This is a genomic window from Gottfriedia acidiceleris (assembly GCF_023115465.1).
GTDB lineage: Bacteria > Bacillota > Bacilli > Bacillales > Bacillaceae_G > Gottfriedia > Gottfriedia acidiceleris_B.
The window spans coordinates 630112-642893 of record NZ_CP096034.1 but is presented as its reverse complement, the minus strand read 5'-3'; the positions used below and the strand labels follow the sequence as shown (position 1 = coordinate 642893).

The 12782-nt window shown below is 30.8% G+C and carries 12 protein-coding genes; 7 read left to right on the top strand and 5 right to left on the bottom strand.

Going from position 1 to position 12782, the window contains the following annotated elements:
- Position 1 precedes the first annotated feature (1 nt).
- On the bottom strand, positions 2–1129 hold the full coding sequence (gene anmK / locus MY490_RS02980) for an anhydro-N-acetylmuramic acid kinase AnmK (protein ID WP_248269309.1): 1128 nt from the start codon (positions 1127–1129) through the stop codon (positions 2–4).
- A 443-nt stretch (positions 1130–1572) separates the two neighbouring features.
- Here anmK and MY490_RS02975 point away from each other — a divergent pair, with 443 nt between their 5' ends.
- Entirely contained in the window at positions 1573–2766 is a 1194-nt protein-coding gene (locus MY490_RS02975) for a M20 metallopeptidase family protein (RefSeq protein WP_248267933.1), read from the top strand.
- Between the two features lie 768 nt (positions 2767–3534).
- The gene (locus tag MY490_RS02970) at positions 3535–4299 is read left to right on the top strand and encodes a DUF2935 domain-containing protein (RefSeq protein WP_248267932.1); all 765 of its coding nucleotides are present in this window, start codon (positions 3535–3537) and stop codon (positions 4297–4299) included.
- Positions 4300–4375: 76 nt separating this feature from the next.
- Here MY490_RS02970 and MY490_RS02965 read toward each other — a convergent pair whose 3' ends face one another.
- Positions 4376–5062 (bottom strand): response regulator transcription factor, encoded by a 687-nt coding sequence (locus tag MY490_RS02965; RefSeq protein ID WP_098230774.1) that lies wholly within the window; start codon positions 5060–5062, stop codon positions 4376–4378.
- 536 nt (positions 5063–5598) lie between these two features.
- Here MY490_RS02965 and MY490_RS02960 point away from each other — a divergent pair.
- From MY490_RS02960 to MY490_RS02950, 3 genes are all read left to right on the top strand, one after another.
- Positions 5599–6501: a LysR family transcriptional regulator gene (locus MY490_RS02960; RefSeq protein ID WP_248267931.1), complete on the top strand. Its 903-nt coding sequence runs from the start codon at positions 5599–5601 to the stop codon at positions 6499–6501.
- A gap of 307 nt (positions 6502–6808) precedes the next feature.
- Positions 6809–7072: a CD3324 family protein gene (locus MY490_RS02955; protein ID WP_248267930.1), complete on the top strand. Its 264-nt coding sequence runs from the start codon at positions 6809–6811 to the stop codon at positions 7070–7072.
- Positions 7073–7227: 155 nt separating this feature from the next.
- A complete protein-coding gene (locus MY490_RS02950) occupies positions 7228–7863 on the top strand; it encodes a FusB/FusC family EF-G-binding protein (RefSeq protein WP_248267929.1) in 636 nt (211 codons plus the stop codon).
- Between the two features lie 92 nt (positions 7864–7955).
- On the opposite strand, the gene MY490_RS02945 is transcribed toward MY490_RS02950, so the two are convergent.
- Entirely contained in the window at positions 7956–8702 is a 747-nt protein-coding gene (locus tag MY490_RS02945; protein ID WP_248267928.1) for a TerC family protein, read from the bottom strand.
- A 213-nt stretch (positions 8703–8915) separates the two neighbouring features.
- Here MY490_RS02945 and MY490_RS02940 point away from each other — a divergent pair, with 213 nt between their 5' ends.
- Entirely contained in the window at positions 8916–9824 is a 909-nt protein-coding gene (locus MY490_RS02940) for a bifunctional helix-turn-helix transcriptional regulator/GNAT family N-acetyltransferase (RefSeq protein WP_248267927.1), read from the top strand.
- Between the two features lie 34 nt (positions 9825–9858).
- A complete protein-coding gene (locus MY490_RS02935) occupies positions 9859–10239 on the top strand; it encodes a hypothetical protein (RefSeq protein ID WP_248267926.1) in 381 nt (126 codons plus the stop codon).
- Positions 10240–10475: 236 nt separating this feature from the next.
- Here MY490_RS02935 and MY490_RS02930 read toward each other — a convergent pair whose 3' ends face one another.
- On the bottom strand, positions 10476–10685 hold the full coding sequence (locus MY490_RS02930) for a hypothetical protein (protein ID WP_248267925.1): 210 nt from the start codon (positions 10683–10685) through the stop codon (positions 10476–10478).
- 220 nt (positions 10686–10905) lie between these two features.
- Positions 10906–12618, bottom strand: coding sequence for an ABC transporter ATP-binding protein (locus MY490_RS02925; protein ID WP_248267924.1), 1713 nt, complete (start codon positions 12616–12618; stop codon positions 10906–10908).
- Positions 12619–12782 lie beyond the last annotated feature (164 nt).

Below are 12782 nucleotides of genomic sequence, written 5' to 3'. Positions count from 1 at the left end.
CCTAGTATGGTATTGGTGTAATATTTCCTAAAACAACTAAACGATTTGCCTTTGTTGCTCCAGGTACATTACTTGGTAAACCGTTTAAAGTTTCATTTGCTAAAATCGCAAAGGCAATGGCTTCTTTTGCGTCCGAAGAAAAACCAATATCTTCTTGAACTAATACTTTTGAATCCTCACCTAATAATTCTTGAAGCATGCATAGTAGCGTTTTATTATGACTACCTCCGCCACCTACAATTACTTCATCAATCGGATGGCCTGGTAAAATAAACTTTTTATAATTTTCAGCAATCGATTTTGCAGTAAACATCGTCATTGTTGTCACTAAATCAATCGGTGAAATATCGCTAAACTCTTCTAATATTTCATCAACAAACTGTGTACCAAATAACTCTCTTCCTGTTGTTTTAGGTATAGGTGCTAAAATATAAGGAATACTCATGCATCTTTCTAGTAATCTCTCATTTACATTACCTTTAGCAGCTAAATCACCATTAGGATCATATGGCACGTTAAAATAGCGCTTACAAATTTCATCAATAATCATATTACCTGGACCTGTATCAAAGGCTACCAAATCGTCGATAGTAGAATTCCTTGGAATAATCGTAACATTACCGATTCCACCAATATTTTGTAATAAACGTGTTTTAGTTTTACTTTTATAAAGTAATAACTCAGAATGTGGAACTAAAGGTGCACCATACCCACCAGCTGCCATATCCATCACTCGAAAATTGGAAACAACTTGCGTGTTTGTTTCATATGCAATAACCGCAGGCTCTCCTAACTGCAAAGTAGATTGAATGAAATTTCCATGAGCTTCAGGCTGGTGATAAATCGTTTGACCATGCGACCCAATAAACTCAAGTTGCTCTAGCGAAAATTCATTTTTCCTACAAATTTGCTTTACTGCATTTGCAAAAGCATAGCCAAGCTTAAAGTTTAAACTACATAAATGCTGAGCGTTTGAGGAAACAAGTGTAATAGCATTTTGAATTTCATTTAATAAACCTTCCTCAAGAGGAACTGTCATAAAATCAATCAATCTTACCTCTGTCTCAGGTCCATATCCAGTGATTTCTACTAAAGCTGCATCGATGCCATCTAAAGATGTACCCGACATTAATCCAACTGCATATCCCAATTCATTCACTCCTTCATATTTTTATTAATAATACATTAAAACAGAATTTCAATTTTGTAAAAGAAAAGAGCGAAAGTTTATTTAGAATTTTTCAAAAAGTAATTGTTAATATTTTAAGAAATCAATAATTAGAATGAGATTTTTACAGGCAGATTTAGTCACTAAACATCTACCATTTTTTATTTCATATCTATAACCTAATAATGTATTAATACTCATTTCACCCTCTCCCACAAAATAACACTTAATAAAAACCAAAAATAAACTATTTTCTAAAAACACATTCATCACTTTGATAAATAAGCATAATTATCTTATCAAAATCTGTAAATAGTAAAAAAGTATTGAATGAACAAAAGAATAATTATACAATTCTTTACATAATCAAACAAAACCCTATCTAACAACAAGGAGAATCTAAGATGAATCATTTAGAAACACTAATAGATGAATTAGCAGATCAATATTTTACAAGACTAATAGAAATCCGTAGACATTTGCATATGTATCCTGAATTAAGTAATCAAGAATTTCAAACTACGAATTTTATCAATCAAGAATTAGAAAAAGCTAATATCAAAAAAATACAGTTGAATAGTCAAACAGGAACTGCAGCCGAAATCTGTGGTATATCGGGGCCGATTGTTGCACTCCGAGCTGATATTGACGCACTTCCAATACAAGAAGAATCCAATTTACCGTTTCGTTCAGTTATTGATGGAATCGCTCATATGTGTGGACATGATGTTCATACGACTATTACACTCGGAGTTGGATTTATTTTACAGGAATTAAAACACCTGATTCCTGGTACAGTTCGATTGATCTTTCAACCTGCTGAGGAGTCTGAAGGTGGCGCTGAGCAAATGATCGCTGAGGGCTTACTTAACGATGTAAAAGCAATTATCGGACTTCACAATATGCCGGATCTTCCAGTTGGTACGATTGGAATTAAAGAAGGCTTCCTAATGGCAAGTGTCGATGATTTTGCAATTAAGATTAAAGGGAAAGGCGGTCATGCGGCACTTCCTGAAAAAGCAATTGATCCGATTGTGATTGGCAGTGCTGTTGTCAACCTTATACAAACTCTAGTTAGCAGAACAATTTCTCCAAAAGATTCTGCTGTCATAACTGTTGGATCATTTCAGGCTGGGAACACAAATAATGTAATCCCTGAATTTGCAGTCTTAAAAGGCACAGTTCGAACTTCAAGTGAAACAATTCGAAAGCAAATTCAAGAAAACTTTCAAACACTAGTTCAAAATCTCGTCCATTCACTTGGAGGAGAAGTAGAAATAGATTATCAAGTATTACTGCCCGCAGTATTCAACGATTCGAAAGTAACATCAATAGTACGAGAAGCAGCAATCTCAACAGTCGGAGTAGAACATGTTGTGACTGCAGAATCGACAATGGGCGGAGAAGATTTTTCATTCTATCAACAAAAAGTGCCTGGTTCTTATATTTGGTTAGGCTCTGGAAATAAAGAAAAAGATATAACCTATGGATGGCATCACCCAAAATTTATGGTCGATGAAGATGCAATAAAAATTGGTGTAAAACTAATGGTAAAATCGGTATTAAAACTATTAACGGATACAACTCTTGATAAATAATAGACAAAAAAGTGAAATCATTAATTGAATAATGTTTTCACTTTCAGAGTGTTGAAATTTAAAGACGTCAATAGGGAAAATGGACTTTAAATGAACATTTAATATGATAAAATTAGCATTTTTCGAATGATTTTTTAATGGTTTTAATGTATAAGTGTTTGAGCAATTTCATTATTCCAATAACATAGTAATGATTTTTTTAGAAGGAAAAAATATTATGGGGTATTTTTAGGAAACAAATCTTATAGCTTAGTTTAATAATTGATCAATATTAATTGATCTACAAGTTGATTAATATACAACAGTTAGATTACTCTAAGTAAAGGCTATTTGACTAGTATTTTTTACAGACTTTTTTTTATTGAATAAGTTGATTGGAATGGAGGGGTGATCGACTCCTATGGGATTAGCGGGAAGGCTGAGACCCCGCAGGCTTGCCGAGGAGGCTCAGGTCTCGCCCCATGGAAAGCGAGCACCGTGTAGTGGAAATCAACATCACTCTACTCCTTTTACGAAAATTTGATAATTAATTGACATGGTAGTTTTTCAACAGCATGAAAGTGAAATCATTAATTGTATAATGTTTTCACTTTTTTTATTTCTCATCTATTGGCTTAAATGTTAATAAATACAGCCAATTAGACCAATTAAAACCAAAGGAATAAACTTTAGACACTCCGTCTCCCCACTACCTTTTCCAATCCTTCCTGCAATATTTTAGGACATTTATTAATATAATTAACTTGTAGAGTTTATAGGGGGGATTATATGCCGGATTTTGTACAAACAGCCAATTTTGAGCATTCGTTTTGGTTACATGTGTTAAGAGATCATTCTCAATTTATATTGGATGCTTTACCGTCTAAGCAAGAGGAAGAAATTAAGATTGCAAAATCATTTTACGTAATTTTTAATAATTTATTTACTAGGGTAAATAATAATGAAAATATGAACGAAATTACAATTCAAGCAGAAAAAAGTGCTTTAGCACTACGCGACTTCAAACTTTCATTGCTAACGAAGCATATTACTGACGCTAATTTTACGATTTACTTAACACCTACATTTTTAAACCATATGGTTAATGAATTGGAAGAATATTTATTAGTGCTATCCTACTTAAAACAAAATCAAACCCCACCTATCTTCAATGAACTTCATCATCATTTATTATGGGTGCTAGATGCAGCAGGTCATGCAGATGCAATTTATACGAATCTCGATGGTACAGAAAAAATGCTAAGAAAGAAAAGTCATGAATTTACAAAACATTTCGAACACTTCTATTTAAAAGCAGTAGAACTGACCGGATATTTACGTACTAAACTAAGTACATTTCCTGCATTAAAAAGAATGAACCAAGACGTAAAATTAGAAATTCAGCTTTTTCAAATATTTCTAAAAGAAATTGAAGAATTAGATATTTCCAGCCAAATGTTGAGTAACTTTTCCGCTTTAATGGCAGATCATATGTACAGAGAAGAAATGTATTTCTTAAAAAAATTAGAAGAATCTTCATCCATTAATAATTAATTTTTTAAAAATTAAAGCACTCTATTTATCACGTAGTATGATGTGTTAAATAGAGTGCTCTTTTACTTTAATTAAACTATTGTTTTATTGAAATCCAGTTATTTTTAATTACTTTTATGACTGCATTTAAGCGATCTGGCACGTCTAATTTCATCAAAATATTGGCAACATGATTTTTGACTGTTTTATTCGAAATAAATAATTCCTTACCAATTTGGATATTCGAAAATCCCTTTACTAAAAGGTGAAGTATTTCGTATTCTCTATTTGTAAGTAGCTCTTTTATATATGAATCATTGGGCGGCATAAAATGGATTGAATTATCCTTAAGAAACTTGTATTCTTTTATCAATTCATTCGTAAAGCGATTGTCTACCATGAATTGTCCACCCTGCACTAGCTTAACAGTATTCACTAAATAGGCCTCGTCAACATCTGTTAAACAAATACCTTTTACTCCTACATTCAATAAACGATCTATTTCATAAAAGTCTAAAGAGTTTTTAATAGTAATAATCTTCGAAGAATCATCATGTAACATAATACTTCTTGCATACTTTACCATTTCTTCTCCCGAAACTTGAGTTATAAGAATTGAATTACTAACTTCCTGGAAAGAAAAACTATCTTCTAAATTAATTTTAATAGCATTTATTCGATTAAATTCTAATATTGTACGAATACCCGCAACGAAAAGCGAATTTTCAACAAAAATAACAGTATTATTATTTCTTGGATGATTGGGAACTAATTTTGCTAACATTACTGCCACCTCCAATTTGCAAATTTTTTATAGCAACATTTGTATTGTACATATTTGAATTGATTAAATAAATTTAATATTTTTGAAATTAAAGTTAAGTACTTCTTAAACAAAAGATTTTTCTTATTAAAATTTAAACTAAATCCTGAAAATAAAAGATTCAAAAACTTACGGTCTTATATTATGATATCTATGTACAGATATTTTTTATTACTATAACTTTCCCAAGGAAATATTTTACTTTGTAACGGTTCAACTTATTGCTTTTTTAGTAAAAAGAGATTTCTTACTAAATTTAAGAATTATTTTAATAATATAAATTTAACTATATACAAGATTTTCCAATAAAAAAGGTGTATCATTAAACTGTTTTCTTATCTTAAGTTTTCCTTCATACCGTATCCACTATATAATTTTATTAGCTCCTCAAAATTAATGAAATTACTAAATTTTAACCAACGATGTCCATTATCTTTTAAGTTTTATGTTCTTAAATTACTACATGTATTAGAATTTTTTATTATTAGGAGATTACTATGAATTTCGAACAATTAGAGTATATTGTTTATGTAGCAAGTGAAAAATCAATATCTAAAGCTGCCGAAAAGTTATATATCTCTACATCAGCTATAAGCCAATCTATTTCACAACTAGAAAGAGAATTAAATATAACAATATTTAATCGTTCAAGGATAGGAACTACTCCTACACCTGAAGGAAATATTGTAATAATGAAAGCAATAAATATATTATCGAATATTAAGCAATTAAATGAGGAACTTTTTAACTTAAATATTAAAAAGGAAAAACAGTTAAAAATCGTTGCAGCAACAGCATTTTTTGATATTTTTCAAGAAGCAGTAACAAACTTCAATATAGAAAATCCTCAAATCTCCATTGACGTTGAGGAAATGCTTCAAGAACAGTTACTAAAAAGTTTTCATCCAGATCGTTATGATGTTGGTTTCCTACCAATGGAGAAAGAAGAATTAGATAAATATCCAAAATTGGGTAGAAAGTTAATCAGTAGAGCAAGAGTAGGTATTGTAGTTGGAAAGAATTCTAAATTATTCAATTATGAATATGTAACACCTGCAGATTTAAATAATGAGAAAATAGTAATATTAAAAAATACAAAAAATAGCATAGTAAAAAAGTTTTCAAAATGTATTACTAATCATGTTATCTTAACGACAAATAATCCTAGACTACTATTAAACGTCGTTAAGGAAAGTGCTGGTTTTTCTTTTATTCATGAGTTTACAGTAAAAAACTACCCAACATTTCGTAATGATGAACTCAAAGTAATACCAATTACATATACTGATGAAACGAATTACATCTATCAGGATATATGGGCTATTTATTCGCGAGAACATGGACTATCAAGTTCTTCCAATGAGATTATTAAGCACATGCTATTTCAGTTAAATAAATAATGAAAAGGAATAGGAACAATCCCATCTAAAACGGCTTTCTATTCCTTTTTCATTTTATTCATCAGTAACAAATGCAATCTGAACAGATATAATTTATAATAAATAAAAAGTTTTCATGATTTCTTTAGGAGGTGATCTATTATGACAAATATTGTTAGTTTGTCAGATAAATCAACATCCCATGCAAAGCCTAGATTTAGAAAGGCGATACTTTGCATGGGTAGGTTTTACTAATCGCCCAAGTAAGCAGTTCTGATTCAACGGCTTTGCACCTTATTTACTAAATAAGAATAAGGGGCTGGCAAAGATGGCATATATAAAAGCAACTGCTATTTTACCTGAAAAGTTATTATTGGAAATACAAAAATACGTACAGGGAGAAACACTTTATATTCCAAAATCTGAAAAAGTTCACAAAAAATGGGGCTCACGTTCAGGTACAAGAAAGCTAATTGATAATCGAAATAAAGCTATTAAAGAAGCATTTAAAAATGGTCAATCAATTGAGCATTTAGCGAAGGAATACTTTCTCTCAATCGAAACAATAAAAAAAATTGTATATACTAAATAAATAAATAAATAAAAACACTGATAACCTCATCAGTGTTTTTTTATGGCAACTTTGTTTCTTACATAAACTCAACCTATATAATTTCACTTTTTTGATGTAAATTAAAGATGTTATGTTATAAATCGAACTTTCCTCTCAAATTAGGAGTGATATAAATGAACCCCTTTATTAGAACAGAGCAATATAATTTTATTAAACATCAACTACAAGTCTTAACAAATGGACATTCTACAGTAAATGATAAAACTGTTTTAAATGCTTTACATTCACTAGTTAATGACAAGATCCTAAGTTTATTTCCTGAGCTATCTGAAGATCAACATCTACTCTTCAGTCCAATAAGTTCAATTAAAAATTCTGATCAAGCAGATGCTTTACTGAACCGACTAAAGCCTTATATAATTCCTTTTAAAGAAGTATCAGAACAATCCATCAAAAAGCTTTTTCCTAAAGCTAAAAAGTTAAAGCTTCCTTTATTACAAGATATTGATTTAGTTGAGACAACATATATTGGATGGGATGACTTAGGCTCTAATTCAAAGTTTATTGTCACATATTTAAATGACAAACTAATTGGTTTACAAGGTACTTTTAATCCAATGAAAAAAAGAGGCAACTGCACAATATGTAATAAGTATGGTGACTTAGGATTATTCATGACAAAAACAAAAGGAAAAATTGAAGGTACTTTTACACAAAGAGGAAATTACATTTGCAAGGATAGCCAAGTATGCAATCAAAATATTATGTCGCTTGATAAACTACATGATTTTATTCTGTTGGTTAAATAGTGAAAACTGATATACGTATGACCATTTAATATTTCAACACTCTAAAAAATCGCTTAGTGCTACAAATCTAAGCGATTTTTATTATTTATCATTTATTCTACGTTAGTATCTGTTGATTTCTTTTTAGAGAGAAACCAACCACCTACAGCGATTAAAAGCATGACTGACCAGAAAATAGTATTCCAGATTGGTCCTTCAACAAAATGATGTGAAATAATGTGTAGAGATGGATGTGCCAAAGTATGCATTAGTAGTTTCACCCCTACCCATCCAACTAAAAGCATAGCTGCTGTTTCTAAACTTGGACGTGTTGTCAGCAATTTAACAAAAATACCTGCTGCAAAGCGAATAACGATTAAACCTGCAATTGCTCCAATAACAATGACGATAAATTTAGCACCATCCATGCCACCTATATTACCCATTTTTGTATTAGGTAGATCAATTACTAGGGCTACTGCTGCTAAAATAGAATCAATCGCAAATGCAATGTCTGCTAATGATATTTGAGCAACTGTCATACCAAAGCTTTTTTCTTTTTTTCCTTTATCATCATCATGCTTTTTAAATAAATGCTTTAATGCGATGAAAATTAAATACGCCGCTCCGATTGCTTGAACCTGCCATACATTAAAAAGAAATGAAATAATAAAAATGGCACCGATTCGAAAAATAAAAGCTAAAAGTAAACCAATATTGATTGCTTTCTTTTGTCTTTCTTCTGGTAAATGTTTTGCCATAACAGCAAGTACTAGTGCATTATCGGCCGATAATAAACCCTCTAATAAAATTAGAATAATTAATACCCAACCGTACTCTAATAACAAAGATAGTTCCATGTTTTCCCCCTATTTAATTTTCTTTTAATCTTTTTTTAACCACTTTTTAATTATATTCCCTTTTTTATAAATTCCTTATCCAAATTCTTGAATATTCTAGTACAATTTTCACCATTTACACTTTTATCTGCTTCAAATTAGTTGACTTAGTCAACTTTTTTCATTTATATTATTAGTAATCTAAAATTTCAGAATATTCAAAGGGATAAAAATATGAATTATGTTGAAAAAATACGCAAATTTAACAGACATTATGCTAATGTATTGGGAAAAATTGATCAAGAAATCTATAATCACCCTTTTCCATTAACTGAAGCGAGAATCATTACAGAAATCAACGAAAACCACGGATGTACTGCAACAGATCTTATCGAAAAACTCGGCATTGATCGTGGTTATTTAAGTCGCATTATTCAACGATTCGATGACGAAAACATCATTTCAAAAATCCAATCTACTGAAGATAAACGTCAATATACTCTTCATTTAACAGCAAAAGGAAACGAAATCTACAATAAATTGGTTAATGATGCGAACATTGGTGTAGAAAGTATGATTCAAAGCCTTTCTACTCCTGAAGTAAAAGAGCTAGTAAAATCAATGGAAACAATTGAATCTATTTTCTCATTAAATCAGACATCTATTCCTAAACTTTCAATTCGACCATTTAAACCTGGCGATGTTGGGTATGTCGCTTATATTCATGGAAAGATTTATAGTACAACCTACCAATTTGGACGGGTATTTGAATATTATGTAATGAAAGGGTTAAGTGAATTTTTATTGAACCCTAACGGTGGTGAACTTTGGATAGCAGAAGTAAATGGAGAAATCGTCGGATCAATTGCTATTACGAAGGCAAATGAGTCAGTCGCACAGCTTAGATGGTATGTTTTAGATGAAAAATACCAAGGATTAGGTATCGGTAAAAAACTAATCGAAACAGCACTCAACTTCTGTAAGGAAAATCAATTCGAACATGTATTTTTATGGACTGTAAGCACATTAGAGACCGCACGTTATCTTTATAAAAAATATAACTTTACTTTAACTGAAGAGAAACCTAACTTTGATTGGACTGGATTTGAGTTAATTGAGGAAAGATGGGATTTAGTACTTTAAGGGATAACTTTAAGACGGAGAAAATAAGAACAAATTGATAAAGATTATTAAAATATTTTCAATCATTGCGGGGGTTATAACCGTTCTAGCTTTAGCTGGTTATTATACTTTAGATTTTCTATTTAGAGATATGTGTGGAAACGAAATTACCCAAAAGGAACTTTCTCCTAAAGGTGATAAGGTAGCTTATATTTTCGAAAGAAATTGTGGTGCTACAACTGGATATTCGTATCATCTAATGGATTCAGATCAGAAGCTAACCAATAAATCAGGAAATACATTTGTTTCAGACGATTTTTTTAAAATAAGTTGGATAAATAATAAGAAAATACAAGTTAATTATCCGAAGTCCACTGAGACATATGAAATGGATCGACACGTGAACGGGACTAAAATTGTGTATGTAAGCGAATAAACAACGCTATTTTGAATTTTTTAACAAAAAAAAGAAGAGGCTGTCTCAGATAAACTGACACGGAGGCGCCTCTTTTTTTTTTTATTTGCGATACCTTAGAATTTAATTGCAGTTTCGTAAATTTTAATTGCAGGATTGCTCATTGCTCATTATATTTGCGATTTCCGGATTTTATTTGCAGTCCTATCATTTTTTCTTACAATTCTTCCTATAAAAACGAAAGTTCCCATATCCATTTACTTTAATTTACCTAATTCATCAATAAATGCTGGTTTTTTAACGTATTTTTGTTTAAAGTCACTAATAATATTCTGAGCATATTGGCTACCAAAAATTTTATTAAACTCTACGATTGTTTTACAAACTTTTTTATACATTTTCCGTTCAGTTGCTTGTTCTGCTTCACTTTCAATTAATTTTTCATAGATTTGTCTTGTTTCTTCCAAATATTCTTCTACTAAATGCGGATAAAGGTTTTTAATTGAAGAAATGTGAGATTTACAATATTGAAGTAATTTATTGTTCTATCAACACAAAACCTAATTAACTTTTTTTAATATACGGATAAACGATTTCCCATCTAAACTATACTTATAAAATAAATTTGCAAGTGCAGTATTATGGCTCAAATTCTTTTTCCCACGTAATGGAGAAATGTTTTTTTGGTTAAATTTGATGAGCATGAAGTCTAGCAAAAATCCCATCTTCCTGTGATAGTAGTTCTGTATGAGTACCATCTTCAGCAATTCCTTCTTCAGTAATTACTAAAATGCGATCTGCTTTTTTAATTGTACCTAATCGATGGGCAATAACTAATGTTGTTCGATCTTTTGATAAATCATTCAAAGCTTCTTGAATTATGGCTTCTGTCTCTGTATCTAATGCCGAGGTAGCCTCATCTAATATTAGGATTGGTGGATTTTTCAAAAACATTCTCGCAATTGCTAATCGTTGTTTTTGTCCTCCAGAAAGCTTTAATCCTCTTTCTCCGATTTGAGTTTCATAACCATCAGGTAATGAAGCAATTAGATCAGTTAAGTGAGCTTTACTAGCTGCTTCTTCTATTTCATCATCAGTTGCATTTAACTTACCGTAAGCTATATTTTCTTTTAATGTACCTGTGAATAAAAACACATCCTGTTGTACGATTCCGATATTTGATCGCAATGATTCTTTCGTCATGTTTCGAATATCAATTCCATCAATTGTGATCGCACCGTCTAAAACATCATAAAATCTTGGAATTAATGAGCAGATTGTTGTTTTTCCAGCTCCTGAAGGACCTACAAAGGCAATTGTTTTACCGGCCTCAATAGAGAAGGAAAGATTATTTAAGATTCTACGTTTGTTTTCGTAACCAAAAGAAACATTTTTGAACTTAATATCCCCTCTTAGATTAATTACTTCAATTGCATCGGGAGTATTTACAATATCTGGCTCATTATCAATCAATTCAGTAAAACGTTTAAAGCCCGCCATACCCTTTGGATATAATTCAAGTAATGCACTGATCTTATCGATCGGTTTAAATAAAATATTTAAATATAAAATAAATGCTACTAATTCTCCATACGATAAAATTTTCGTAAAACTTAACCAAGCTCCAAAAACTAGAATAACAAGTGTCATTAATCGAGTAGATACATAGATTCCTAATAAATTCACACTCATTACTTTATAAGCTTTTAGTTTCGTTTTACGGAAGTATTGGTTATTTTTATTAAATCGTTTCATTTCATATTGTTCATTCGTAAAAGATTGAACTACCCTTACGCCTGAAACACTATCTTCAACTTGAGCATTTACATTTGCAATATTTCCATACATTTTACTCCATGATTTATTCATTTTCATGTTTGAGTAGGAAATCAACCAAACTAAAAATGGAACAATTATGATTGCTACTAATGCAAGCTTCACATTAATTGTTAGCATTATCCAAAATGCACCGATGAAGGTCATAATTGCAATAAATAAATCCTCTGGACCATGGTGCGCTAATTCACCAATATCCATTAAATCATTTGTTATACGACTCATTATATGGCCAGTCTTCGTATTATCAAAGAAACGAAAAGATTGACGTTGTACATGATTAAATAACTCACGACGCATATCAGTCTCAATATTAATACCAAGTTTATGGCCCCAATAATTCACAACAAATTGCATACCAGAACTTACTAAATAAAGTACTAAAAGTCCGATACTGATCGAGATAATTTTACTCCAATTCCCTTCCGGAAGCAGTTTATCAATAAACCAAGATACTGCTAAAGGAAATCCAAGCTCCATTAATCCTACTAATATTGCACAGAAAAAGTCTAAATAGAATAGCTTTTTGTGCGGGCGATAATAACTAAAAAAACGTTTAATCAAAATACTGCACCTCGAGTTCTATTGAATTTCTAGTTCGTTAGATGTTAATACCTTACCACATGTGATTTAAGTGTGCTATTATTTCAGAATTTTCCAACTGACCAACAAAAATATCATAATACTGAATTTCATTAAACAAGTATAAAAGACTATTTGTCTCATAG